Origin of the sequence: Pseudoxanthomonas sp. CCNWLW251, assembly GCF_037402255.1 — a bacterium.
Classification (GTDB): domain Bacteria; phylum Pseudomonadota; class Gammaproteobacteria; order Xanthomonadales; family Xanthomonadaceae; genus Pseudoxanthomonas_A.
Genome location: NZ_JBBEGA010000002.1, coordinates 353,294 through 378,551 on the forward strand (window position 1 = coordinate 353,294; position 25,258 = coordinate 378,551).

Here is a 25,258-nt window from a genome sequence, read left to right on the forward strand (position 1 = left end):
TTGCGGTATGCTGCGGCGCAGCACCGTGCACCAAAAGCGGGATTCCGGACAGCCATGACCTTGTACCAACTGCACGAACTCGGACGCGCATGGATGGCGCCGCTGGCCTACATGGCCGAAGCCAACGCACGGATGTTCTCCACGCCGACCAGTTGGCTCTCGAACGTACCGGGGGCCGAGCGCATCGCGGCCGGCAATGAACTCGTCCACCGCATCGGCAAGGATTACGAAAAGCCGGCGTGGGACATCCGCGAAGTCGAGGCGCACGGCCGCACGGTGCCCGTGGTGGAACTGGAGGCGGTGAAGAAGCCGTTCTGCCGCCTGCTCCGCTTCAAACGCTACACCGACGACGCCGACACCATCGCCCTGCTGAAGGACGACCCGGTGGTGCTGGTGGTGGCGCCGCTGTCGGGCCACCACGCCACGCTGTTGCGCGATACCGTGCACACCCTGCTGCGCAACCACAAGGTCTATGTGACCGACTGGGTGGACGCGCGCATGGTGCCCGCGTCGGAAGGCCCCTTCAGCCTCGACGACTACGTCGCCTACGTGGAGGAGTTCATCCGCCATATCGGCGCCGAGAAACTCCACGTCATCAGCGTCTGCCAGCCCACCGTGCCGGTACTCGCGGCGGTGTCGCTGATGGCAGCGCGCGGCGAAGCCACGCCGCGTTCACTGGTGATGATGGGCGGCCCGATCGACGCGCGCCGCAGCCCTACCGAAGTCAACAGCCTGGCCACGCGCAACCCGCTGTCGTGGTTCGAGAACAATGTCATCCACGCCGTGCCGGTGCCCTACCCCGGCGAAGGCCGTCGCGTGTATCCCGGCTTCCTGCAGCATGCCGGGTTCCTTGCGATGAACCCCAGCCGCCATTTCATGTCGCACTGGGATTTCTATGCGGACCTGGTCAAGGGCGACCTGCAGGATGCCGAATCGCATCGCAAGTTCTATGACGAATACAACGCGGTGCTCGACATGCCGGCCGAGTACTACCTGGACACCATCCGTACCGTGTTCCAGGAATTCCTGCTGCCGCGCGGCGAATGGACGGTCAATGGCGAACTGGTGAAGCCGGCCGCCATCAGGAAGACCGCGCTGATGAGCATCGAGGGCGAACTCGACGATATCTCCGGCCAGGGCCAGACCGCCGCCGCGCATGACCTGTGCACCGGTATCGCGAAGGCGCACCACAAGCACCTGACGGTCGAAGGTGCCGGCCATTACGGCATCTTCAGCGGACGTCGCTGGCGCGAGAAGGTCTACCCGCAGGTGCGCGACTTCATCGCCAAGTACGCCGGCTGACGCATCGCTTACTGTGGGAGCGACGTCAGTCACGAAGCCTCCATGTGATCGCCAACTGCATGCCGGCGCAAGAAAAAGGCCGCCCTTTCGGGCGGCCTTTTTTTGTTCGCGACCGAGGTCGCTCCCGCATCATGACCTCACACCACCGGCGTACGCACCAGCAGGTGCTTGGCCAGCCAGCCGTGGAAAAGGCCGGTCAGGCGCGCCAGGTGCAGCGTGGCGAACAGCAGCAGGATGCCGGCCACCGATGCCAACGGCAGCAGCCAGGGCGCTTCGTTGACCAGGCTCCAGCCGCCGAAGTTCAGCACATAGTCGAACGGCAGGAAGTACGCCACAGGCGCTGCGATCAATCCCAGCGACAAGGCCAGCAAGGTGATGGCGACCGAGAAATACAGGATGCCCAGCGGGTGCATCAGCAGCAGGTACAGCATCGCCGTCCAGGTGCGGCCATCGGTGAACAGTTCCTTCAAGCGCGTCATCCACGGCTTGTCGCGCTGCGTGTACAGCGGGCGGCGCGGCATGCGTTCGCCCAGCAACACTTCCACCACCCGACCTTCGACCAGCGACAGCAGGCGCACCGACATCAGGAACAGCAGCAGCAACGGAATGCCGATGATCAGGATCAGCAGGCCGATCGACAGGCTGGCGCCGGTCACCACCCAGGTGAAGTAGAACGTGCCGGTAGCCAGCGACAGCAGCATGTAGAACAAAGCGCCGTAGGTGCGCGGATCGGCGGCGACCCCGAAAAACTGTCCCAGCACCGACTTGCGCTTCGGCGGCAAGGGAGGCCGAAGCGCGCGCGTCACGGTGACTTCGGTCTCGCGATAGATGTCCGCAACTTCCGCTGGTGCGCCGTAACTGCCGGCGACGGAGGCGATCACCTCGGCTTCGGACTTTCCGGGGTTTTCCGCCAGTTCCGAACGCAGGTATTCCTCCGCGTCGTACACGGCGTCCTGGACCATGGCCTTGTCGGCGCCGGCCAGCGCCGCACGCAACTGATCCAGGTACTCGGGGATGGTGGTGGGCAGGCGGCTGCCCGGGGTGGCGGTGGTGTTCATGCAGGAATCCCCTCTAGCACGGAATCGACGGAATCGCGGGTGGCACGCCAGGCGGCGATCCAGGACTGCAGGGTCAGCCGCCCTGCCTCGGTAATGCGGTAGTAGCGCCGTGGTGGGCCGGCAACGGAGGGTTCGACGAAGCTGTCCAGCAGTCCGCCGCCCTCCAGGTTGCGCAGCACCGGGTAAAGCGCGCTTTGCTTGCCGCTGAGCACGCCGTCGCCGACGCGTTCGAGCTGCTTGGCGATCAGGTACCCGTACAGCGGCTCACCCGCCCGGGCCAGGACCGCCAGCAACGCCAGCGACACGGTGCCCGCACTCAGTTCTTTCTGGAACTTCTTCAGTTGGATATCGGGCTCACTCATGGCTCCCCCTCCGCGGCACTCCCGCTAGGTTGGAGACGATGCTATTGCGAAGTTTGATATAGCGGATGTGCCAGTAGTCACTGGGACCGCCGGCCTCCCTACAATCGAGGCATCTCCCGTCCCGGACCCGCCATGCGCCTGACGCCACTGCTGCTCGCCTGCCTGTTCGCCCTTCCCGCCGCGCATGCCGAGGAACCACCGAAGCATCCCAGTGCGAAGGAGATCCTCGATGCATCGCCTGACGCGGACTGGCGCACACTGGAGCCCGCAAACACGTTGTACATGGACCTGCCTGCGGGCCGGGTGGTGATCGAACTGGCGCCGGCATTCGCACCGGAACACGTTGCCAACATCCGCACACTGGCGCGCGAGGGCTTCTGGAACGGCCTGGGCATCTACCGCTCGCACGACAACTTCGTGGTCCAGTTCGGCGATGCGGACGCGGAGGACGCCGCAAAAGCGAAGTCGCTGGGCACCGCGAAGACAAAACTGCCGGCCGAGTTCGCGCGCACGGCAACCGGCCTGGCCTTCGCTCGGCTGCCGGACGTGGATGGCTGGGCGCCAGAAGTGGGCTTCGTGGACGGGTTTCCCGCCGCGCGCGATCCGAAGACGGGCGATGCCTGGCTGGCGCACTGTTACGGCGCGCTCGGCGCAGGTCGCGGCGGTCCGCCCGACAGCAGCAATGGCAGCGAACTCTATGTCGTCACCGGCCAATCGCCGCGCCAACTCGACCGCAACATCACCCTGGTGGGCCGTGTGGTGAAGGGCATGGAACTGCTCAGTGCGATTCCGCGCGGGCCGGAGCCGATGGGCTTCTACGAGAAGGCGGAGGAACGCACGCAGATCACCGCCATCCGCCTGGCCAGTGAAATGCCGGAAAGCGAACGCATGCCGCTGCAGGTGCTGCGCACCGACTCGAAAACCTTCGCCGCCGCCACCGAAGCGCGCCGCAATCGCCGCGATGGCTGGTACGTGCAACCCGCAGGCCACATCGACCTGTGCAACGTGCCGCTGCCCGTACGCGAAGCGAAGCGCTGACGCGCCGGGCATGTTGTGGGAGCGAACGTCAGTCGCGATTGCATGAGGTCAGCCCCGCGAGCCATTCCGCAGCTCAGGACTTGCCGATACGTCATCGCGACTGACGCCGCTCCCGCACCTGCCACTACGACCGCGATCACGCCGCGCGCTGGCTCACCGCAACACTGCCCAGGATCAGCGCGCCCGCCGCCAGCATGGCGGGCGTGACCGGCTCACGCAGGAACAGCCATGCGAAGGCGGCGCCGAACAGCGGGACCAGGTAGGTCACCGTCGAGGCGCGCGCGGGTCCGATGCGGTGGATCAGGCGGTAGTACAGCAGGAACGCGTACCCCGTGCAGACCACGCCGATGGCGATCGCGGCACTCCACGCACCGATGCCGATCGACGCCGTGGGCCAGTGCGTGGCCGCGAACGGAAGCACGAGCAGGGCTGCACACCCCAGTGTGGCCGCTGCCGCAGCGGCGGGAGGAATCCCCGCCAGGTGCCTGCGCACCAGGTTGACCCCCACGCCGTAGAGCAACGCCGCGGTGGAACCCGCGACGACGGCACCGCCCACGCTCAGCCCGCCCGCCTTGCTGGTGGCCAGCACGACCACGCCGACGAACCCTACCAGCAGCGCAAGCGACCGCCGCAACCCGATCTTCTGCCCGAAGAACAGGAACCCCACCAATGCCGCGAACAACACGGTCATGGCATTGCAGATCGCACCGATCGCGGCCGGCGAACGTTGCGCGGCCCACGCGAACAGCAGGAAGGGGATCGCCGAATTGATCGCGCCGATCAGGGCCAGCTTCGGCCACATGCCAGCGCTGAAATGTGCACGCTCGCGCCACAGGAACGGCAGCAGTACCAGCGCACCCAGCGCCAGCCGCACCTCCACCAGCGCGAACGGCCCGAACGGGTTGGCCGCGATCCGCATGAACAGGAACGAGCTGCCCCAGATCGCGCCCAGGGCCAGCAGTTCCAGCGGCGTGCGCCAGTCACGTCCCGCCACCTCGGGGAGCGTTCCCACGGCTGCGTTTCCCTGTGTCATCGCCACACCCTCATTCGTGCCTGCCGCCATTCTGACCCAACGTACGGCCTCCACAAGCGCGTACGATACGGCCAAGCCACAAATTTGGTTTGTGCCTGGAACTGCCATGAGCCTGCGCCCCGCCCTGCTCCCCGCCCTCGGCGTCTTCGCCGCTGCGGCACGCCACCAGAACTTCGCCCATGCGGCCGACGAGCTGCACCTCACCGCCAGCGCTGTCAGCCACCACGTGCGCAAGCTGGAGGCGCTGCTGGGCGTGGTGCTGTTCCAGCGCCATGCCCGTGGCGTGAAGCTCACCGCCGAAGGCCGGCAGCTGGCGGATGCGGCCAACGCGGCGCTGGGCGATATCGATGCGGTGGCGTCGCATCTGCAACTGGCCGGCAAGACCACCACGCTGCGCCTCACCACGCTGCACTCGCTGGCCTACTGCTGGTTGCTGCCACGACTGCCCCGGTTCTGCACGCGCCATCCGCATATCCGACTGCATGTCGATACGGGTATCGCGTTGACGCGGTTCGATGACGAGGGTCCGGAACTGGGCATCCGTCATGGGCCCGGGCACTGGGCGGGCCTGACCGCGCACCACCTGATGGACGACGAACTGTTCCCGGTCGCGTCCCCGGCCCTGCCGGGCATCGACGCCGTGCTGGAGCCGCGCCAGATCGCACAGCTGCCGCTGGTCACCGACCTCGCCTTGCAGGGCTGGCGCGACTGGTTCCGTGCCGCGGGCGTGCGCGGCCTGCGGCTGCCCACCATGCACAGCTTCAACGACAGCACCGACGCGATGCGCGCCGCGGTGTACGGCGTGGGTGCCGCCCTGGCGCGCCGCCACGTTGCGCAACCGTATCTGCAACGCTACGAACTGGTGCGCCTGCCCGGTCCGGCCCTGAAGGCGCGCTTCGCGTACTACGCAGTCCACCCCGCGCACAAACCGCCAAGCGCCGCCGCACAGGCCTTCATCGACTGGCTGAAAGAGGAAGCACGCGACGAACGCACGCCCCTGCCACCGATGCCGGATGACTTCCTGGGACGTCGCGGCGGCTGACCTGCGCGCGACCGGTCAGGGCACGGCCTTCAGTGCCTGCACCACGGCCGGTTTCAGCGCGCGGATGTTGGGGTCACCGGACTGGTCGGCTTCCAGGTGGACACTCATCAGGAACGCCATCAGATCGTGCCGGCGCGCAAGCCATACGCTGTCGGCGTACGCCTGTTCCGGGATGCCCAGCCTTGGCGGCAACGCGCCGAACCAGCGCGTCCACGCCGCCTCGTCCAGCAGGCCACGCCTGGCGGCGTACAGCACCGGCCGCGCCAGTCGCCCCGGCTCGCCGAAGACATAGGCGTGCGCGCTCTCCGGCACGGCCTGTTCCGCGACCGCCTGCAGCAGCGTATCCACCTGCCCGCGGTCCACCTGTTCGTTGAGCACCAGTTGCAGCAGCCAGTCCGCACCATGCGCCACGCCGTGCCGCCAGCCCTCGACAGCGTCGAACCCGCGATAGTCGCGCACCGACGCCAGGTAGGCGGCGGCGCGCGCGACCATGTCGGCGCGCTCGTCTGCAGACATCCATGGCGTCACCCGGTCGGTGCGCGCGACCTCCGACAACACCAGCGCCGCGAAAGGCGGGCCGAACCCTGCGGCGGCATCCTCGCCCAGCATCGCGTACAGGCGGTCGCGCAATGCGCGCCGTTGCTGCACGTCCAGTTGTCCCGCGCGCAGCCAGGTGCTGAGACCTTCGTATGCCACACCATCGCGCACTGCGGGGTCGGGGTCGGCCAGGCAAGCCGGCAGTCCCGCCACCAAGGCAGCGCGCACCTCGCCGGGTACGGCGAATTTCTGTTCCCGCAGCAACCGCAGCGAACCCGGATCCGTGCCTTCGGGCGGACAGGTCGCCTGCGCCGAATACGACAGCAGCATCCCCACCCACGCCAGCCATGCCCATGCACGCATCGTCATCTCCCCGACACTTGTTCCGCCGCCTACCTTGCGGACCCTGCTGGCTGCCAGCGACAACGTACGGGACAGCGCAGGCGAACTACTCCGTCCCCGTCGCGATCAGGCGCCGGCACCATCGAAGGCAGTGACCTTCAATGCGGAAAGGTCCACGCCGGGCAGGCAGCGCACGTTGATGGCCGCCATCTGCGCACCGGTCGCCGGATGCGCGGCCTCGCCGAACGGTGCGATGCCGCAGGTCGCGCAGAAGCGATGCTGGATGTGGTGCTTGTTGAATGTGTAGGTGGACATGTCGGCTTCCGGCGTCTTCAGCACCAGGGCTTCGCGTGGCGCGAACCACAGCAGGCCACCCCGCCGACGGCACAGCGAGCAATTGCAGTCGACGACGTCGGTGATGTCGCCCTCGACCTCGAATGCGATACGGCCGCAATGGCAGCTTCCTTCGTGTTTCATGGTGTGGTTTTCCTTCGTCCGGCGGATCAGCGTATATCGAATGGCATGGGCATGGGGGTGACCTTCGGCCTATCCTGTACGCCTCGACCACGCTGCATTGCAACAGGACTCCCATGCGCAAGACCCTGCTCGCCGCCGCCCTCCTGGCCTCGCTGGCCGCCTGCCAGAAGAGCGAAGCCCCCACCGCCGGCCCGGGTGCCGACACCGCAGCCGCGACCGCTGACACCGCCAAGGCCGATGCCGCCTTCGCCGATCTGTCCAAGCGCGCGCTCGATGGCTGGCTGCAATTGTCGCCCGTCAGCGCCACCCAGATCGGCGAGCACAGGTACGACGGCGAACTGGATGATCTCAGCGCGACCGGTCGCCAGAAGAACCTGGACTTCAGCAAGAAGATCCTCGGCGAACTCGATGCGCTCGACGTCGCCACGCTGTCGCGCGAAAACCAGGTGGATGCCGCCATCCTGCGCAACCAGTTGCAGTACGACATCTGGACTGCCGAGACGCTGCAGAGCTGGGCCTGGGATCCGCAGGTCTACAACAACGTGGCCGGCGGCGCGATCTACGGCCTGATGGCGCGCGAGTTCGCGCCGCTGCCCGAGCGCCTGAAGTCCGCCACTGCGCGCATGCAGAAGATCCCGGCGCTGCTGGCGCAGGCGCGCGAGAACCTCGACCCGGCGCGCGTGCCCAAGGTGCATGCCGAAACCGTCGCCAAGCAGAACGCCGGCATCCTGAGCATCGTCGACACCTTCATCACGCCGAACCTCAAGGACCTGCCCGAGGCCGACCGTGCGCAGGCGCAGGCCGCCGTCGACGGCCTGAAGACCGCCGTGGCCGAACACCAGGCCTGGCTGGACAAGACGCTGGTGCCGAACGCGAAGGGCGACTTCCGCATCGGCCAGGCGCTGTACGACCAGAAACTCCAGTTCGCGCTGCTATCCTCGCTGTCGCGCGCCGACATCAAGCAGCGCGCCGAAGGCGAGCTCAAGCGCGTGCGCGAGGAGATGTACGGCATCGCCCGTACCGTGCTGAAGGACAAGCCCGGTGCACCGGCCCTGCCCGAGACGCCCAGCGCCGACGAGCAGCAGAAGGCGATCGAGGCCGCACTCGAGCTGGCCTACGCCGAACGCCCGGCGCGCGACAAGGTGGTGCCGGATGCGGAAGCCGCGCTGGCGCAGGCCACCGAGTTCGTGCGCAAGCACGACCTGGTCACGCTGCCCGATGCGCCGGTCGAAATCATCGAGATGCCGGAATTCCAGCGCGGCGTGGCGGTGGCCTACTGCGATTCGCCGGGCCCGCTCGACAAGCACCTGAAGACCTTCTACGCCGTCTCGCCGATCCCGGAGGATTGGAGCCAGGAACAGGTCGATTCGTTCCTGCGCGAATACAACAGCCGGATGATCCACCTGCTGAGCATCCACGAGGGCACGCCGGGCCACTACCTGGAAGGCTGGCACTCGGCCAAGTTCCCGTCCACGCTGCGCGCCGTGTTGCGCTCGGGCATGTTCGCCGAAGGCTGGGCGGTGTACACCGAGAAGATGATGGCCGACGCCGGCTACCTCGACAACGATCCGCTGTTCCGCCTGGTGCAGATGAAGTTCTACCTGCGCACGATCGCCAACGCGATCCTGGACCAGGGCGTGCAGGTGGACGGCTGGACGCGCGAACAGGCGATGGACCTGATGGTGCGCCAGACCTTCCAGCAGGAGCGCGAAGCATCAGGCAAGTGGACGCGCGCGCAGCTGACTTCGGCGCAGCTGCCCACCTACTTCGTCGGTGTGCAGGAGCACTTCGACATGCGCAAGGCCGCCGAGGCCAAGCAGGGCGCGCAGTTCAATCTGAAGGCCTACCACGACCAGGTGCTGTCGTACGGCGCGCCGCCGGTGCGCTTCGTCCGCCAGCTGATGCTGGACGAGCCGATCAAGTAATCGACGCGCGCCAGAGGCGACACCGCGAAGGGCGGGCCGCAAGGCCCGCCCTTCTTCATTCGGCCTGCAATGCCGTCGTCGCCACGATCACGCCGTTGGCATCGGCGTAGATCCAGTCGCCCGGCGCGATCGACAGACCGGCGAACGCCACGGGCATGTCCACGTCGCCCAGTCCGCGTTTCTCGGTCTTCATCGGGTGCGACGCCAGCGCCTGCACACCGAGCGGCAGGGCCGCGAGCGCATCGACATCGCGCACGCAGCCGAAGATCAGGAAGCCGGACCACCCATGCTTCACCGCGTTCGCCGCGATCTGGTCGCCCAGCAACGCGCGACGCAGCGAACCGCCGCCATCGACCACGATGACCCGGCCCTCGCCCGGTGTGGCGGCCAGTTCGCGCACGCGCGAGTTGTCTTCGAAGCACTTCACCGTCACCGCCGGCCCGGCGAAGGCGACGCGTCCACCATAGCTGCGGAACACCGGCTCGGCGACCTGCACATCGGGGTACTGGTCGCACAGGTCGGGCGTGGTCCAGGACATGCGGATTCTCCGGCGTGGGGTGGCTCGATGGTAACGCGGCGGCGACGAAGGCCGCGCTATCCTGCGCGCATGGACGATCTCTTCGCTTCTGCACCCCCGGTTTCGACCGACGGTATCCGTGTCGGCATCGGCGGCTGGACCTTCGTGCCCTGGCGCAAGAATTTCTATCCCGATGGCCTGGTGCAACGGCGTGAGCTGGAATACGCCAGCCGCCAGCTCACCGCCATCGAGATCAACGGCACCTACTACAGCGCGCAGAAGCCCGCGACCTACGCCAGTTGGCGCGACCAGACGCCGGATGGCTTCATGTTCTCGGCGAAGGCGCCCAAGCGCATCATGCAATCGCGCTCGCTGGCTTCCACGCGGGTGCAGGTGGAGGATTTCGTCGCCGGTATCGCCGAACTCGGCGCCAAACTCGGCCCACTGGTCTGGCAGTTCGAAGCGGGTCGGCGCGTGGACGCGGACGAACTCGACGCCTTCCTGACGCTGCTGCCTCGCGAGATCGATGGACGCCCGCTACGGCATGCGCTGGAAGTCCGCGATCCCGGCGCGGTGGATGGGGACTTCATCGACCTGGCGCGTCGCCACCAGGTCGCCACGGTCTTCACCGATTCCACCGACTATCCCTCTTTCGCCGACCTCACGGCGGACTTCGTCTATGCACGCCTGATGCGCTCGCAGCCGATCGAGACCGGGTATCCGCCGAAGGAACTGGCGCAGTGGGCCGAACGCGCACGCGCCTGGTCGCGCGGCGAAGACATCGCCGAGCTGCCGCACGTCGGCGAACCCGCGGCCGCGCTGCCGCGGCGCGATGTGTTCGTGTATTTCATCAGCAGCGCGAAGGAACGCAATCCGGCCGCGGCGATGGAACTGATCCGCAAGCTGGCGGGATAGCGCCGTCAGTAGCGCAGCGGACGCTTCACGATGACCCATGCGGCGACGCCGACACCGACCAGACAGGTGAACGACACGTAGTGCGCCGGCGCCAACGGTCCCCAGGCGACGGACAACCATGCGATCAGCGGCGGCGTCAGTCCGCCAAACACCGCGTACGCCACGTTGTACGAGAAGGACAGGCCGGAGAAGCGCACCTCGGGCGGGAACGCCGCCACCATCAGCGTCGGCGTCACGCCCACCACCCCGCAGCAGAAACCGGCCAGCGTGTACCAGGCCACGAACTGCGCCTGGCGGCCCGCCATCAGGGCGCCGTACAACGCGTACGCAGCCGCGCCCAGCCCCAAGGACCCGAACAGCAGCGCGCGCCCCGCGCCGATGCGGTCCACCGCCCAGCCCGCGACCAGGCAACCGAATACCAGCGCCAGCGTCGCCAGGCTGTTGCCCTGGAATGCCACGGCAGGCGCAATGCCGAAGCTGGTCTGCACCAGCGTTGGCGTCAGCAGCACGATCACCACGATGGCGGCGGTCAACTGCCACGAGGCCAGCATCGACAGGATCACCGCGGGCCGGTGTGCGGCCAGCACCTGCTTCACCGGCAGCCGTCGCGCCAGCTGCCGGCGCTCGCGCATCTCGACGAACACCGGCGTCTCCTCCAGCCAGCGCCGCAGCCACACCGCGATGAAGCCGAACGCGCCGCCCAGCAGGAACGGCACGCGCCAGATGCCCTCCTGCACCTGGGCCGCGCTGTAATGCGCGTTGATCCAGGCCGCCAGCAACGAGCCGATCAGGATGCCGGCGGTCAGGCCCGCCGTCAGCGTGGCGCAGGCGATGCCGACGCGACCGCGCGGCACGTGCTCGGCCACGAACACCCAGGCCCCCGGCACTTCACCGCCCACCGCGATCCCCTGCACGACGCGCATCGCCAGCAGCAACAGCGGCGCCAGCGCGCCGACCTGCGCGTGCGTCGGCAGCAGGCCGATCAACAGGGTGGGCACCGACATCATGAAAACGCTGAGCGTGAACATGCGCTTGCGGCCCAGGCGGTCGCCGAAGTGCGCCATCACCACGCCGCCGAGCGGTCGCGCCACGTAGCCCGCCGCGAAGATGCCGTACACCTGCAGCTGTGCCAGCCACGGCGCGGTACCGGGCGGGAAGAACAACGCACCCAGCACCTTGGCGAAGAACACGAACACGACGAAGTCGTAGAACTCCAGCGCACCGCCCAGCGCCGACAGGCCGAGCGTCTTCGCATCGCGCCGGTCGAAGGGACGGTGGATCGGACGCGATGCGTCAGCGACGGTCATGCGGAATCCCTGAATGTCGGTACGGTCGTGGCGCGCGAACATCGCACGCCGCGCGAGACGCGTCCAGCGCTGTCGCCCCCTGCAGGAGCGACGTGAGTCGCGACCGGACGCCTACCGGTCATGCACAGCTGCATCGCCCATAGTCCGTCGGATTGCCAAGTGCCCTGGCGAGCTTGATGCACGGTCGCGACTCACGTCGCTCCTACAGGGGACTTCTACGCCGGCCGAGCAGCCGGTCCAGGCCCACGACGACCAGCCCCAGCACCACGAACACCCCCATGACGCCCAGCGCGTTGACGCCCACGCGCGCCCAGCCAAGCTGGCCCACGTCGATGAAGGGGTACGGATACTCGCCCACCCACGCGCCACGCAGGAACACCCAGCCGACGTAACCCAGCGGGAACAGCAGCCATCCCGCCACGTCGCGCCAGCGCAGCGCCCCATGCGGCACACACGTCAGCCACCACGCCCAGTACGCCAGCGGCACCGCGTAGTGCAGGCCGGTGTCGGCCCACCACTGCGCACCTTGCGGCTGCCACAGGTGGCGCAGGATGAAGAAGTAGATGCTGCCGGTGACGCCGATGTACAACGCGACCGCGCCGCGCACGCGGGCCTGCCCGAAGAAGCCCGACCGCCCCGTCGCCGCGGCGAAGGCGACCAGCGCCACCGCGATATTGCTGAGGATGGTGAAGTAGGTGACGAAGCGCACCGTGCCCAGGACCACGCCGACATTGTCGCGGGTCAGCTGCAGGATCAGGACGTACTGCAGCACCAGCGCCGCCAGGGCAAGCAGCCCCACAAGCGCTGCGAACGTGCGGGGCACGACGGGAAGGCATGTGGGCGACATCGGTCATCCTCGATCCGCGGTCCCGCCAGCTTGCCACGGCGAGCGCCCGGTCGGGAGTGGTCTCATCGCCAGCCGCGCGGCGCTTCGGCGACAATGCACGCATGCCGATGACACCGACCGCCAGGGCCCAGCTGCAGATCCACCTGTGCGTGCTGCTGTGGGGCTTCACGCCCATCCTGGGCAAGCTGATCAGCCTGTCCGCGCTGCCGCTGGTGTGGTGGCGCATGTTGATCGTGGTAATCGCCCTCGCCTTGCTGCCACGCGTATGGCGTGGCCTGCGCGCGATGCCGTTGAAGCTGGCCCTCGCGTATTGCGGCATCGGCGTGATCGTGGCACTGCACTGGCTGACGTTCTACGGCGCGATCAAGTTGTCGAATGCGTCCGTGGCGGTGACCTGCATCGCACTGGCGCCGGCCTTCACCTCGGTGATCGAGCCGTGGCTGACACGCCGGCCGTTTTCCTGGCGCGAGCTGCTGTTCGGCATCGCGGTGTTGCCGGGCGTGGCGCTGGTGGTCGGCGGGATCCCCGACGGCATGCGGCTGGGCGTGCTGGTCGGCGCGATATCCGCGTTGCTGGTGGCGGTGTTCGGGCCGCTCAACAAGCGCCTGATCGACCATGGCGAGCCGCTGACGATCACCGGACTGGAACTTGGCGCCGGCACCATCCTGCTGACATTGCTGGCACCCCTGATGCCGGTCCTGTTCCCCGCGTTCGCCGGCGAACTGTTCGTGCTGCCCGGGCTGAAGGACGGCGTGTTGCTGCTGGTGCTGTCGCTGGCCTGCACGCTGCTGCCGTTCGCGCTGTCGCTGGTCGCGCTGAAGCACCTCAGTGCGTACGGCGTGCAGCTGGTGACCAACCTGGAACCGGTCTACGCCATCATGCTGGCGATCGTGCTGCTGGGCGAGCAGCGCGAGCTGACACCGCTGTTCTACCTGGGCGTCGGCATCATCCTGGCGGCGGTGTTCCTGCATCCGCTGACGCAACGCCCCAGGCGCATCGAGCACCCGGAAGTGCTGGGCACCTCCGAGGCCAAGAACATCGTCGATTGAGCGCGGTCAGCGCGCGACCACCACCGGCACCGGACTGGTGGCGATGACCTTCAGCGCCACCGAACCGACCAGCAGCTGCTTCAACGCGCCGCGCCCGTGGGTACCCATCACGATCAGATCCGCCTTGCCGGACTTGGCCTGCTTGACGATGCTCTCGGCCGGCTCGCCCACCACGATCTTCTCCACGAAGGGCAACTGCGCGCGCTTGAGCGCGGTGCGCGCCTTCTTCAGCGCATAGGCGCCGTTCTCTGCGTGGTAACGCTCCACGCCATCGCTGCCGAGTTCGAGCGCGACCGAGCGCAGCAGCGGCGGATCGACATACAGCAGGGTCACGGTGGGCAGCTCGGCCAACGACTTGCTCAGTTCCACGAGGTGGCGGACAGCCGCCAGTCCGATCTCGCTTCCATCCACGGCCAACAGGATCTTCATCGTCGTTCTCCGCATGGGGCGGGCGCCCGCTGCGCCGCCGATGGGTACAGCATGCGTCAGTCCGTCGCGGCGCGCATTGATCCCGATCAACTCAGGTCGCCACCACCACCCGGTCGCGCCCGCTGCGCTTGGCTTCGTACAGGGCCTGGTCGGCGCGACGGAACATGGTCTCCGCGGTGTCCCCGCCCTGACGGTCCGCCAGACCGATGCTGACCGATACCGGCAGGCCGATGGGCAGCAGGCCCACGCTCTGCCGCATGTACTCGCACTGCAGCCGTGCCTCGTCGCACTTCACGCCGGGCATCAGGATGACGAATTCCTCGCCACCGTAGCGGGCGGCCAGTCCACGTCCGGCCGACTGGGATTTCAGCATGTCCGCCAGCGCCACCAGCACGCGGTCGCCTTCATCGTGGCCATGCAGGTCGTTGATCGTCTTGAAGTGGTCCACGTCGAGCACCGCCACCGCCAGCGGCTCGCCGGACTCCTCGGCCTTGCGCATCGCAGCCTCCAGCGCAGCCGCGAATGCCCGCCGGTTGGGCAGCCCCGTCAGCACGTCGGTGCGGGTCTGCTCGGAGAGATCGGCGTTCTGCTGCTCCAGCTGGTCCTGGTAGAGCTGCATCTGCTGTTCGTACCAGCCGCGCTCGCGCAATTGATGGCTCAGTTGCCGGCTTACGCGGCGCAACTCCAGCAGTTGGGAGACCTGCCGCGAGAGCGCATCCAGTGCGGTGAGCTGGAACGGCTCCAGCTGCCGCGGCTGCGCGTCCACCAGGCACAGCGCGCCCAGGGCGAAGCCATCCGACGTCACCAGCGGTGCGCCCGCATAGAACCGGATGCCGTTCCCGGCGGTGACCAGCGGATTGTCGGCGAAGCGCGCATCACGCGTCGCATCCGGCACCACCGTCATGGCGCCCGGACTGAGGATGGTGTGCGCACAGAAGGACGTTTCCAGCGAAGGGTCCGGGTTGTCCATGCCGACCTGGGCCTTGAACCACTGCCGGTTGCGATCGATCAGCGTGACGGCGGCCATCGGCACATCGCAGATCGCGGCGGCGATCCGGACCAGGTCGTCGAAGGCGCGTTCGGGATCGCTATCGAGAATGTCGAAGCTGCGCAGGGCAGCCAGGCGTTCTTCTTCGTTGTCGGGCTTGAGGGGTCGGCTCATGCCGGCAGGGGATGTGGAGACCGGAGCAGTATGCCGGTGTTCGTGCGCACCGTAAGTCGCCGCCGCGCGACGACGATCACGCTATGCGTCACCAGGTTTCCTGCTGCGGCAGCAGGCCACGCAGTTCCTGATCGGTGAGGTTGCGCCAGCGGCCCAGCTTCAGGTCACCCAGCTTCACGTTGTCGATCCGCACCCGGCGCAACTGGGTGACGCGGTAGTCGAAGGCTGCGGCCATCAGGCGGATCTGGCGGTTCAATCCCTGGGTCAGGGTGATGCGGAAACCGAACCTGGCGATCCGGCTGGTGCGGCACGGCAGCGTCATCTGCCCGTGCACGCGCACGCCGCGCGCCATGCCGCGCAGGAACTCGTCCGTTACCGGCTTGTTGACCGCCACCAGGTACTCCTTCTCGTGGCGGTTCTCCGCGCGCAGGATCTGGTTGACGATGTCGCCGTTGCTGGTCAGCAGGATCAGGCCCTCGGAATCCTTGTCCAACCGCCCGACCGGGAAGATGCGCTGCTCGTGGCCGATGAAGTCGACGATGTTGTCCTTCACCGACGACTCCGTGGTGCAGGTAATGCCGACCGGCTTGTTCAGCACGATGTATACGTGCTTGCGCTTGCCTGCCTTCACCGCACGCGCCTTCAGCGGCTGCCCATCGACCCGCACCTCGTCGCCCTCGCCCACCACGGCGCCCATGCCGGCGGCCATGCCATTGACGGTGACGCGACGTTCCGCGATCAGGCGGTCGGCCTCGCGGCGGGAACAGAAGCCGGTGTCGGCGATGTGCTTGTTGAGGCGGACGGTCATGCCGCCATTATCCGGGATCGGGCGCCCGCCGTCGCCCGCTTCAGGCAGGTTCCGCGTAGGCGGCGGCCGGAACGGACTCCCATGCCGCCATCAGTTCGTCCAGCGGACAGGGCACGTGGACGGCGTAGCCCTGCACGTGCCCGATGCCCACCTCGCGCAGTTGCGCCATCACCGCATCGCTTTCGACCCACTCGGCGATGGTGACCTTGCCCAGCGCCTGCCCCATCTGGCTCATCGAACGCACCAGCGCCAGGTCGACCTCGCCCCGCGCCAGGTCGCGGATGAAGGCGCCGTCGATCTTGAGGATGTCCACCGGCAACCGCTTGAGATAGGCGAACGACGACAGGCCGCTGCCGAAATCGTCCAGCGCGATCCGGCACCCGCGCGCCCGCATCGCATCGATGAAGCGGCAGGCATCGTCCAGGTTGGCGATCACCGCCGTTTCGGTGATCTCGAAGCACAGCCGCGTGGCCACGTCCGGGTGCTGGTCCAGCAGCAGGTTCACGTGCTCCAGGAAAGCGGGGTCGGCGATGGACTGCGCGGACATGTTCACGTGGCACAGATCCACGCGGGCCAGGTGCGCAGGATGCAGGGCGAAGTGGCGGCACACCGCATCGACGACGAAGGCGTCGACCGCCATGCCCTGCCCGTAGCGCTCCATCGCCGGCAGGAAAACCCCCGGCGCATGCAGCCGGCCCTCGCGGTCGCGCAGGCGTACCAGCACTTCGTACTGCAGGCGCTGGCTGCCATCCAGCGCGACGATCTGCTGCGCATACAGCAACAGGCGGTCTTCCGCGATCGCCAGTTGCGTGTGCGCCACCCATTCCAGTTCGTGGCGGCGACGCGAGAGGCTGGGATCGGAATCGCGATAGCAGCGGATGCGGTTGCGCCCTTCTTCCTTGGCGACATAGCACGCGGCATCGGCTGCGCGCAGCAGCCAGTCCACGTCCACTGCCGTGTCATTGATCTCGGCCACGCCGATGCTGCAGTTCAGGCCGAACGTACGGCCGTTCCACTGGAACGAGGACTCGCCCAGCGACGCATGGATGCGCGCCATCGCCGCTTCCGCTTCCTCCAGCGTGGTGTCGTGCAGCAGCACCGCGAACTCATCGCCGCCCAGGCGCCCCAGCCAGTCTTCACGACGCAGCTGCGCCGCCACCCGGGTGGCGAAATGGCACAGGAAGCGATCGCCCGCTTCATGCCCGCAGGTGTCGTTGACCAGCTTGAACTGGTCCAGGTCGATGTAGCAGAGCGTGTGCCGCCCATCGCATCCATGTGCCTGCCCGAGCGCGCTGCCCAGCCGGCGGGCGATCTCGCGCCGGTTGATCAGGCCGGTGAGGTCGTCGTGGCTGGCCTGGTGCGCGATCTCGCAGGCGAGTTCATGTGCTTCGGACACGTCTTCCACCAGCACGAACACCCGCTCCGCGCAGCGCGCGCGCGCCGCGACCACCGACGCCGTCCAGCGCACCCAGCGCACGTCGCCGTCGCGACGCACGAGCCGGCGCTCGCCCGGCTCGAGCATGCGGGTCCAGTCGATGGCGCCGTGGGCATCGCATTGCAGATCGTCGGCATGCAGGACGTCGGACAGGTGCAGCGAGCGGATGTCATGCAGCGGCATCCCCAGGATCTGCGCCAGCGCCTCGTTCGCCTGGGTGAAACGTCCATCGCGATCCAGCTTGAGCATGCCCACCGCGGACTGGTGGAACGCCATGCGGAATTCGCTTTCGGTCTCGCGCACGCGGCGCAGCGTGCTGCGCATGACGTGCAGCGCGTACGCGCAGAGCACGAGGAACGCCACCGCGCTGAGCCCCAGCAGGACGCGCCGCATGAAATGCGCACCCTCCGCCAGCGAGCGCGAGAACGCGAGTTCCTTCGGGCGCACCCGCGCGTCGATTTCCATCAACCTGTGCTGGTAGGCGCGGACGCTGGCATCGTCGCGCGTGGCGCCTGGCGGACGCGACTCGAGTTCGTCGGCCAGCGCTACCAGCTGCTGGATCTCGACTTCCGCCTCGCGCCACAGGCGCACCGATTCGCGGAAGTACGGGGCCTTGCCCAGCATGCGGTACATCCAGACCAGGCGCTCGATGTCCTCCGGCGCGTTCTCGCCCTGCAGGAACCCCGCACGGGCGGCGGCCACGTCGACCGGCGTGCGCTCCAGCGCCAGTCGGCCCGCGCGGTCCCCCAGCGGCACGCGCAGGGCGGCGCGCGCATCGGCCAGGTCGGCGGGCTGCGCATGGCGCGCGTAGCGGTACAGGCTGTGCACGGCACGCTGCTGCGCTTTGGACCAGTGGCTCTCGCCGATGATGTAGGCGGTCGCGCCCGCCTGCGTTTCAAGCACGGCGGCGATCAGCAGTGCGCCCAGCGCGGACAGGACGATGAGCACCGCGACCCGGGCCGGAAGGCGCTGCAGCCCCCGGTCGCGGTCACCGCCGGCCATTCCGCCCGCTAGGGGTGCTTCCCTGTTGTCCACATGTCACTCCTGTTGGTCCACGCGATGGAAGGCATTCGCGCAGGCCTCCATCGTCGTTCATCGGCCCGGCCCCGGTGCGCTTGAGGCCATGGTCATCATTCGACACGGACCGCCGACAAATGGTCGTCCCGCGTCAGTTGCTGTCATCCGGGGCGCCCCCCGCGTCGACTACCTGGTCGCGCCCGGCCCGCTTGGCCCGGTACATCGCCTCGTCGGCGCGACGCAGCAGCGATGCCGCGTCGAGGTCCTCCGGCTCCAGTGTCGCCAGGCCGATGCTGGCGGTGACGAGCAGGCCCTCGATGCCCAGCCCGGCGCCGGTCGCGCGCACCTGCGTACGCATCGCTTCCAGGCGCGCCCGCGCGGTGGCACCGCCTATGCCGGGCAACAGCACCAGGAACTCCTCGCCGCCCATCCGGATCACGTCCGCAGGGTCGCGCACCACCGAGGTCAGGGTGCCCGCCACCGCCACCAGCACGCGGTCGCCGACCGCGTGCCCGTGCACGTCGTTGATGCGCTTGAACAGGTCGATGTCGAGGAAGCCCACGGCCAGCGATTCCTCACCCGCGCGGGCATCGCGCATGTGCTGCTCCAGCCGCTTCAGGCCGGCACGGCGGTTCGGCAGGCCGGTGAGTTCGTCGGTGTCGGCCAGGGCGCGCATCTCGTCGCGCTGGCGGCGCAACTGGCCCAGGCGCAGGTTCAGCACGTACGCGCTGACGGTCAGGAACCAGGTGATCGACAGCTGGATGGCTTCCACGCGGTATTCGATCAACAGGCGGCTGTCGACCAGGTCCATCGCGGCCATCGCCAGGAACGGCATCACGGCGGCGATTGCCGCCATGGCATCGGCGCGCTGGCGGCGCAGGAAACACAGGCCCAGGGCCAGGATGACACCGCAGCCTGCGGAAAACCCCATGTCCACGCCGGTCGCCAGCCGCGACAGGCCTTCCTGCGGCAACCAGGCCACGGCCACGCTGGTGGCGCCGATGCCCGCGACGAGCCAGGGCAGCCAGCGTCGCGTGCCGGGCCAGGCGCGCGCGCCGCCGACCAGCAGCCACATCACGTACAACAGCGTCGGCAAGCCCAGGCAGGAGAACGCGACCAGCCACCGGGATTCGCCGTCGCCGATGGGCAGCCAGGGTTCCGGGTAGCCGCTCAGACCACTGAGCACCGCCTGTCCCAGCACGCTGAGCGCGCACAGCAGGGTGTAACCCAGGAAGACCCGATCACGCGTGCTCAGGAATCCCATCAGTGCCATGAAGGCCAGCGCGATGGCGATGGCCACGCACGCCGTCCGCACCAGCAGGCGCGCGGTGTCGAACTGCTGGACCGGGCTGGGCGCACCGATGCGGACGGTGGGAATCCATCCGGGCTTCAATGGCGTGGCCCAGGCCACCTCGATGGGTTCCCGGTTGCCCGCCGGGGGCACCACCACCATGCCCACGCCGGCACGAAACCGCGAATCGCGCGTGCGGGCGTCGTGCATGCGCCCGCAGACCTCGCGGTCGCCATGGTGCACCCGCACCTCGCCCGCGAAGATGTTGAACACGTTGACCGCCTGCGGGGCACCGGACCACCCTCCCGGCGGTGCGGGGACCTCGACCCGCTCGGTCAGCCCGGCCAGCATCGCGGCCGTGCAGTGCCGCTGCGGTGCCTGTTCGGAGGTCGGCGCACCGGTGACCAGGTAGTCCCTGCCGGCTTCCGGAGCGGCCTGGACCGGGCACGACAGCGCGAAGAGCAGCATCAGCCACCCCGCGATTCCGCCACGTTGATCCCCGTTCCCCCTCACAGACACTCCGGTATGTCGCCGCCCTCCCGATGACCGGTGCGCTGGCTTGCGTCTCCAGAATGCAACTTCCGTGCCACTCGCAGTGCCGGGGGCACCGGCAGAGCCGTCACTCGCGCGGCGGCCCCTTGCGGTGCGGCTTGCCGGCCGGCTTGCCTGCGCCGAACGGCTTGTCGCCGCGTGGCTTGCCCTTGCCTGCGCCTGCGCCCGCGAAGCGGCGTGGCGGCGCGCTGCCGGCATCCTCGCCCTGCTTGTGGATGCGCAGTTGCTGGCCGGACACCCAGACCTTCTTGAGGTGCATCAGCAGCTCGCGCGGCATGCCTTCGGGCAGGTCCAGCGTGGTGTGGTCGTGCTGGATGTCGATGCGGCCGATGTAGCGGCTCTCCAGCCCGGCCTCGTTGGCGATCGCGCCGACGATGTTCGCCGGCTTCACGCCGTGGGCGTGGCCCACCTCGATGCGGTAGGTCTCCATGCCCACTTCCGGCGCACCACGCGGCTTGTCGGCGCGCGGACGGTCGGTGTCGGGACGCTCGATGCGCGAGCGCTCGGGCTTGTCGAAGCTGCGCGCCGGGCGCTCGCCCGGACCGTCCTCGTGGCGGCGCGGACGCTCGTCGCGCTCGCGGCGCGGCGCGTTGCCATAGGTCTCGCTGCGCACCGGGCGCTGTTCGCGCGGGGTGCGCTCCTGCGACAGCAGCAGCGGCGTGTCGCCCTGCACCAGTTGCGCCAGCGCGGCGGCGATGTCGACCGCGGGCACGTTCTGTTCGCGTTCGTAGCGCTCGATCAGCGCGCGGAATTCGCCGGCCTTGCCGGATGCCAGCATGTCGGTGATGCGGGCCAGGAACCTCTCCACGCGGCGGTCGTTCACCGCTTCCACGCTGGGCAGCTGCATCTCTTCGATCGGCTGGCGGGTGGCGCGCTCGATCGAGCGCAGCATGCCCTTCTCGCGCGGGGTGACGAACAGGATCGCATCGCCGGTGCGACCGGCGCGGCCGGTGCGGCCGATGCGATGCACGTAGCTTTCGGTGTCGTACGGGATGTCGTAGTTCAGCACGTGGCTGATGCGTTCCACGTCCAGGCCGCGCGCGGCCACGTCGGTGGCGACGAGGATGTCCAGCTTGCCGTCCTTGAGCTGCTGGATGGTCTTCTCGCGCGCCGCCTGCTGCATGTCGCCGTTGATCGCGGCGGCGGCCAGGCCGCGCGCCTGCAGCTTGTCGGCCAGCTCTTCGGTGGCCGCCTTGGTGCGGGCGAACACGATCATCCCGTCGAACGGCTCCACTTCCAGGATCCGGGTCAGCGCATCCAGCTTGTGCATGCCGCTGACCCACCAGTAGCGCTGGCGGATGTTGGCCGAGGTGGTGGTCTTGGAGGCGATGTTCACCTCGACCGGATCCTTCAGGTAGGTCTGGGCGATGCGCCGGATCGCCGGCGGCATGGTCGCGGAGAACAGCGCCACCTGGCGTGTTTCCGGGGTCTTCTTCAGCACCGTCTCGACATCGTCGATGAAACCCATGCGCAGCATTTCATCGGCTTCGTCCAGCACCAGCGTGGTCAGCCCGGACAGGTCCAGCGAGCCGCGCTCGAGGTGATCGATCACCCGGCCGGGCGTACCGACCACGACGTGCACGCCGCGCTTCAGCGCCTGCAGCTGCGGGTAGTAGCTCTGGCCGCCGTAGATCGGCAGCACGTGGAAGCCGGGAATCTTGCCGGCGTACTTCTGGAAGGCTTCGGCCACCTGGATGGCCAGCTCGCGCGTGGGCGCCAGCACCAGCGCCTGCGGGCTCCCGGCATTCAGGTTGATGTTGGCCAGCACCGGCAGCGCGAACGCCGCGGTCTTGCCGGTACCCGTCTGCGCCGTGCCCAGCACGTCACGCCCGGCCAGCATGGCGGGGATGGTGGCCGCCTGGATCGGGGACGGGGTTTCGTACCCCACCTCGGTGACGGCGGCCATGACCGGTGCCGGCAGGCCGAGATCGGCGAAAAGGAGGGGGGCGGGCGAAGGGGATTCTTGGGACATGCGGATACTCCGGGGCGTCGCGGAGCCGCACGCCGAGCCGCGTATTGTGCGCTTTCGGGGGGCTCCTGTCGCGCTGCAGCACCCGCTGACCCGGCGCCGGCGATGCGGCCGCGTGATTTTCCGGGCCCGTCGGCGAATCACCCTGCACACCGCACAATCGAGCCGATGCCGGAATGGATTCGACCACCGCCATGAATGCCCACAGCCCCATGGACGCCCGCGAGGGCTTCCCGGCGCTGCTGCAGGCCCACCGCGGCATCATCGCCAAGGTCGCCGGCACCTACGCCTGGCACCGCGACGACCGCGACGACCTGATGCAGGACATCGCCACGCAGCTCTGGAAGGCCTGGCCCGACTACGACCACGCGCGCCCGTTCGCCACCTGGATGTATCGCATCGCGCTGAACGTGGCGATCTCGCACGTCCGGAGCCGTACGCGCGGACCGTCGTCCGAGGCGTGGACCGAAGACCATCACGACCTCGCCGACCCGCATGCACATGACCACGAAGGGCGCCAGCAGGTCGACCTGCTGTACCGCTTCATCCAGGCACAGCCGCCGCTCGACCGCGCCCTGTTGCTGCTCTACCTGGAAGAGCACAGCTACCGCGAGATGGCCGACGTGCTGGGCCTGAGCGAAACCAATGTCGCCACCAAGATCAGCCGGCTGAAACAGCGGCTGCGCCAGGAACTCTGACCCGATGACTTCTTCTTACGGAACTATCGCCATGGAAACCGATGAACTGAAACTGGCATGGCAGACGCTGTCGCGCCGCCTGGAACGGCACGATGCCCTGCAGGCCCACGTGCTGCTGGAGCAACGCAAGCAGAAGGCGCTGTCGAGCCTGCGCCCGCTGTTCTGGGGCCAGGTGGCGCAGACGCTGTTCGGCATCCCCTTCATCCTGCTGGCGGCGCTGTTGTGGATCCGAGGCGGGCAATCCGGCGACGGCCTGCCATGGACGACCGTCGTGGCCGGCATCGTCGTGCAGCTCTATGGCATCGCGACCATCGCGATGGCCGGCCAGACGCTGCACCGCATCGGGCAGATCGATTACGCCCAGCCCATCGTCGACATCCAGAAGCGGCTGGCCACGCTGCGGCGCACCTACATCGTCAACGGGATGCTGGCGGGCTTGCCGTGGTGGTTCCTGTGGGTGCCGGTGCTGATGGTGCTGGCCGGACTCGGGGGTACCGACCTGTACGCCCGCGCACCCGGCATGGTGTGGATCGGCCTGCTGGTCGGCGCGGCGGGATTGCTGGCCACGGCCTGGTTCCATCGCTGGTCGCGCAACCCGGCGCGGCCGCGCCTGGCGAAGGCGATGGAAGACAGCATCAGTGGCGCCAGCCTGCGCCGCGCACGCGCCCAGTTCGACGAGATCGCGCGCTTCGAGCAGGACTGAGCCGTCACCCGCGTGGCTTACACTGCGCGCATGCAACGTATCGATTTCGAACTTGACCGCGACCACGTGGAACTCAACCAACTGCTCAAGCTGGTCGGCATTGCCGACAGCGGCGGCCAGGGCAAGGCCATCGTGGCGGCGGGCGAGGTCGCCGTGGATGGCGTGGTGGAATCGCGCAAGACCGCCAAGATCCGCGCCGGCCAGGTCGTCCGCGTCGGCGATGCGGAGATCCGCGTGGTCGCCGGTCCCGGCTGAGCCTCAACGCGAGCGGGTCAGGGCGCGGTGCCCGATACGTCGCCGGGTTCCAGCGCTTCTTCCGCGTCAGCCATGCGGTCGAACTCCGACAACGGACTGTCGGCCGGGCATTTCGCATCGGGAAACTCGAAACGCTCGCGCAGGGTAAGACCGCACGCCTGCATCTGGTCCAGGTCCTTCCCCGCCGCTTTGCACTCGCTGTCGAAGCTGCGCAGGAAGGCGTCGCGGCGCAACACGAAATCCTCGCCGCAGCGGCGCATCAGCTGCAGGCGGTCGAGGTCGTCCTGGGCGGCATTGGTGCCATCCAGGCCGTATTCCTGGAGCTCGTCCTTGCTGAGCAGGCGCAACCTGCGGTTGGGCACCGTCATCATCAGGTCGGCGACGGCGACCGCCACGCCGTTGCGCGACAGATAGTCCTTCACCCGGTCGTAGACGCCGCGCAGTTCCTCGTTCAGTTCGCTGCGCGTGGTCGCGGTGGAACTCATGCGGATGATCCGGTGCACGCCGACCTTGCCGGAGATCATCCGGTTGTCGCCGGCACCGAGCACGAACACGCAGGCACTGTGGCAGACCGAGCCTTCGCGCACCCAGATCGTCCAGCCGCCGCCGCCGATCGCATCGCCCGCCTTGATCGCGTCCTCCACCTGCCCGCCGGCCGAGTCCAGATCGAGGATGCGCTTGTGGATGGCCATGCGCTCGGCGATGTCGGCCACCCGCGAGACCAGATCGGTGAAGTCCGCCGCGATCTTGCCCTGGTAACGCAGGCGCAGCACGCCGCCCTTCTGGCATGCCGACAGCGCATCGACCACGCTGAAGAACGCCAGCGATTCCAGCGGCTCGCCATCGCCCTGCTCGGTGTTGTAGTCGGCGCGGCAACTGACCCAGGCCTTGCCCGACTCGACTTTCGCCAGCGGCCAATCGGTAGGCAGGCCCTCGCGGGAGCCACTCTCGGCAGGCGCGCCACGCGCAGGCGACATCGGTCCGGTGGACACCGCACCGTCGCCACGTTCAGCCTGCTGCGAGGTTGTTTCCGCTGGCGGTGCGGCGTCGGTGGCCGGCGCCTGGGCCATCGCATCGGGCGCATCGCCGTCCGCCTCGCGCGCACCACAGCCGGCCAGCACGAGGCTGGCGGCGAGCAGCAGGGACAGGGGAAGGTGCAGGGTGCGGGACAACATCCGGTCGATCAGG

The 25,258-nt window shown here is 68.2% G+C and carries 24 protein-coding genes; 9 read left to right on the plus strand and 15 right to left on the minus strand.

The window, feature by feature from the left end:
• The first annotated feature begins 54 nt into the window (after nucleotides 1-54).
• Nucleotides 55-1,302, plus strand: coding sequence for a polyhydroxyalkanoate depolymerase (gene phaZ / locus WBN46_RS08590; protein WP_142124441.1), 1,248 nt, complete (start codon nucleotides 55-57; stop codon nucleotides 1,300-1,302).
• 137 nt (nucleotides 1,303-1,439) lie between these two features.
• On the opposite strand, the gene WBN46_RS08595 is transcribed toward phaZ, so the two are convergent.
• Nucleotides 1,440-2,360 (minus strand): sensor domain-containing protein, encoded by a 921-nt coding sequence (locus WBN46_RS08595; RefSeq protein WP_192201589.1) that lies wholly within the window; start codon nucleotides 2,358-2,360, stop codon nucleotides 1,440-1,442.
• Nucleotides 2,357-2,722 carry a PadR family transcriptional regulator gene (locus WBN46_RS08600; protein WP_298121967.1) on the minus strand — a complete coding sequence of 122 codons (366 nt, stop codon included), beginning with the start codon at nucleotides 2,720-2,722 and terminating at the stop codon, nucleotides 2,357-2,359. Before WBN46_RS08600 ends, WBN46_RS08595 begins: the two co-directional genes overlap by 4 nt.
• A 132-nt stretch (nucleotides 2,723-2,854) precedes the next feature.
• Between WBN46_RS08600 and WBN46_RS08605 the strand changes: the two genes are divergently transcribed.
• Nucleotides 2,855-3,760: a peptidylprolyl isomerase gene (locus WBN46_RS08605; protein ID WP_337731159.1), complete on the plus strand. Its 906-nt coding sequence runs from the start codon at nucleotides 2,855-2,857 to the stop codon at nucleotides 3,758-3,760.
• Between the two features lie 136 nt (nucleotides 3,761-3,896).
• Here the strand turns inward: WBN46_RS08605 and WBN46_RS08610 are convergent, their stop codons facing one another.
• Nucleotides 3,897-4,772, minus strand: coding sequence for a DMT family transporter (locus tag WBN46_RS08610; RefSeq protein WP_337731160.1), 876 nt, complete (start codon nucleotides 4,770-4,772; stop codon nucleotides 3,897-3,899).
• A gap of 127 nt (nucleotides 4,773-4,899) precedes the next feature.
• Here WBN46_RS08610 and WBN46_RS08615 point away from each other — a divergent pair, with 127 nt between their 5' ends.
• Nucleotides 4,900-5,835, plus strand: a complete 936-nt coding sequence (locus WBN46_RS08615) for a LysR substrate-binding domain-containing protein (protein WP_337731161.1) — start codon at nucleotides 4,900-4,902, stop codon at nucleotides 5,833-5,835.
• 15 nt (nucleotides 5,836-5,850) lie between these two features.
• On the opposite strand, the gene WBN46_RS08620 is transcribed toward WBN46_RS08615, so the two are convergent.
• Together WBN46_RS08620 and WBN46_RS08625 are read right to left on the minus strand one after the other, a co-directional pair.
• On the minus strand, nucleotides 5,851-6,735 hold the full coding sequence (locus tag WBN46_RS08620) for a DUF2785 domain-containing protein (RefSeq protein WP_337731162.1): 885 nt from the start codon (nucleotides 6,733-6,735) through the stop codon (nucleotides 5,851-5,853).
• A 105-nt stretch (nucleotides 6,736-6,840) separates the two neighbouring features.
• Entirely contained in the window at nucleotides 6,841-7,191 is a 351-nt protein-coding gene (locus WBN46_RS08625; protein ID WP_337731163.1) for a GFA family protein, read from the minus strand.
• 113 nt (nucleotides 7,192-7,304) lie between these two features.
• Between WBN46_RS08625 and WBN46_RS08630 the strand changes: the two genes are divergently transcribed.
• Nucleotides 7,305-9,116, plus strand: a complete 1,812-nt coding sequence (locus tag WBN46_RS08630) for a DUF885 domain-containing protein (RefSeq protein WP_337731164.1) — start codon at nucleotides 7,305-7,307, stop codon at nucleotides 9,114-9,116.
• A gap of 55 nt (nucleotides 9,117-9,171) precedes the next feature.
• Here WBN46_RS08630 and rraA read toward each other — a convergent pair whose 3' ends face one another.
• Nucleotides 9,172-9,654 carry a ribonuclease E activity regulator RraA gene (rraA, locus tag WBN46_RS08635; RefSeq protein WP_337731165.1) on the minus strand — a complete coding sequence of 161 codons (483 nt, stop codon included), beginning with the start codon at nucleotides 9,652-9,654 and terminating at the stop codon, nucleotides 9,172-9,174.
• A gap of 69 nt (nucleotides 9,655-9,723) precedes the next feature.
• Between rraA and WBN46_RS08640 the strand changes: the two genes are divergently transcribed.
• On the plus strand, nucleotides 9,724-10,548 hold the full coding sequence (locus tag WBN46_RS08640) for a DUF72 domain-containing protein (RefSeq protein WP_337731166.1): 825 nt from the start codon (nucleotides 9,724-9,726) through the stop codon (nucleotides 10,546-10,548).
• A gap of 5 nt (nucleotides 10,549-10,553) precedes the next feature.
• Here WBN46_RS08640 and WBN46_RS08645 read toward each other — a convergent pair whose 3' ends face one another.
• A complete protein-coding gene (locus WBN46_RS08645) occupies nucleotides 10,554-11,855 on the minus strand; it encodes an MFS transporter (protein WP_337731167.1) in 1,302 nt (433 codons plus the stop codon).
• A gap of 202 nt (nucleotides 11,856-12,057) precedes the next feature.
• A complete protein-coding gene (locus WBN46_RS08650; RefSeq protein ID WP_337731168.1) occupies nucleotides 12,058-12,702 on the minus strand; it encodes a Pr6Pr family membrane protein in 645 nt (214 codons plus the stop codon).
• A 101-nt stretch (nucleotides 12,703-12,803) separates the two neighbouring features.
• Between WBN46_RS08650 and WBN46_RS08655 the strand changes: the two genes are divergently transcribed.
• Nucleotides 12,804-13,751 (plus strand): DMT family transporter, encoded by a 948-nt coding sequence (locus tag WBN46_RS08655; RefSeq protein WP_337731169.1) that lies wholly within the window; start codon nucleotides 12,804-12,806, stop codon nucleotides 13,749-13,751.
• Between the two features lie 6 nt (nucleotides 13,752-13,757).
• On the opposite strand, the gene WBN46_RS08660 is transcribed toward WBN46_RS08655, so the two are convergent.
• The 6 genes from WBN46_RS08660 to WBN46_RS08685 all read right to left on the minus strand — a co-directional run bounded on the left by WBN46_RS08660 (nucleotide 13,758) and on the right by WBN46_RS08685 (nucleotide 22,417).
• Nucleotides 13,758-14,180, minus strand: coding sequence for a universal stress protein (locus tag WBN46_RS08660; protein ID WP_337731170.1), 423 nt, complete (start codon nucleotides 14,178-14,180; stop codon nucleotides 13,758-13,760).
• Between the two features lie 91 nt (nucleotides 14,181-14,271).
• Nucleotides 14,272-15,342: a sensor domain-containing diguanylate cyclase gene (locus WBN46_RS08665; RefSeq protein ID WP_337731171.1), complete on the minus strand. Its 1,071-nt coding sequence runs from the start codon at nucleotides 15,340-15,342 to the stop codon at nucleotides 14,272-14,274.
• An 88-nt stretch (nucleotides 15,343-15,430) separates the two neighbouring features.
• Nucleotides 15,431-16,150: a pseudouridine synthase gene (locus WBN46_RS08670; protein ID WP_337731172.1), complete on the minus strand. Its 720-nt coding sequence runs from the start codon at nucleotides 16,148-16,150 to the stop codon at nucleotides 15,431-15,433.
• Between the two features lie 40 nt (nucleotides 16,151-16,190).
• On the minus strand, nucleotides 16,191-18,620 hold the full coding sequence (locus tag WBN46_RS08675; RefSeq protein WP_337731173.1) for an EAL domain-containing protein: 2,430 nt from the start codon (nucleotides 18,618-18,620) through the stop codon (nucleotides 16,191-16,193).
• Nucleotides 18,621-18,753: 133 nt separating this feature from the next.
• Entirely contained in the window at nucleotides 18,754-20,361 is a 1,608-nt protein-coding gene (locus tag WBN46_RS08680; protein WP_337731174.1) for a diguanylate cyclase, read from the minus strand.
• 151 nt (nucleotides 20,362-20,512) lie between these two features.
• The gene (locus WBN46_RS08685) at nucleotides 20,513-22,417 is read right to left on the minus strand and encodes a DEAD/DEAH box helicase (RefSeq protein ID WP_337731175.1); all 1,905 of its coding nucleotides are present in this window, start codon (nucleotides 22,415-22,417) and stop codon (nucleotides 20,513-20,515) included.
• A gap of 209 nt (nucleotides 22,418-22,626) precedes the next feature.
• Between WBN46_RS08685 and WBN46_RS08690 the strand changes: the two genes are divergently transcribed.
• Genes WBN46_RS08690 through WBN46_RS08700 form a run of 3 tightly spaced genes read left to right on the plus strand, consistent with a single transcriptional unit; the run spans nucleotide 22,627 to nucleotide 24,070 of the window.
• Entirely contained in the window at nucleotides 22,627-23,112 is a 486-nt protein-coding gene (locus tag WBN46_RS08690; protein ID WP_337731902.1) for a sigma-70 family RNA polymerase sigma factor, read from the plus strand.
• A gap of 31 nt (nucleotides 23,113-23,143) precedes the next feature.
• Nucleotides 23,144-23,815, plus strand: a complete 672-nt coding sequence (locus tag WBN46_RS08695) for a serine/threonine protein kinase (RefSeq protein ID WP_192201608.1) — start codon at nucleotides 23,144-23,146, stop codon at nucleotides 23,813-23,815.
• A 30-nt stretch (nucleotides 23,816-23,845) separates the two neighbouring features.
• Nucleotides 23,846-24,070: an RNA-binding S4 domain-containing protein gene (locus WBN46_RS08700; protein ID WP_337731176.1), complete on the plus strand. Its 225-nt coding sequence runs from the start codon at nucleotides 23,846-23,848 to the stop codon at nucleotides 24,068-24,070.
• 17 nt (nucleotides 24,071-24,087) lie between these two features.
• Here the strand turns inward: WBN46_RS08700 and WBN46_RS08705 are convergent, their stop codons facing one another.
• Nucleotides 24,088-25,245 (minus strand): hypothetical protein, encoded by a 1,158-nt coding sequence (locus WBN46_RS08705; protein WP_337731177.1) that lies wholly within the window; start codon nucleotides 25,243-25,245, stop codon nucleotides 24,088-24,090.
• Nucleotides 25,246-25,258: the final 13 nt, after the last annotated feature.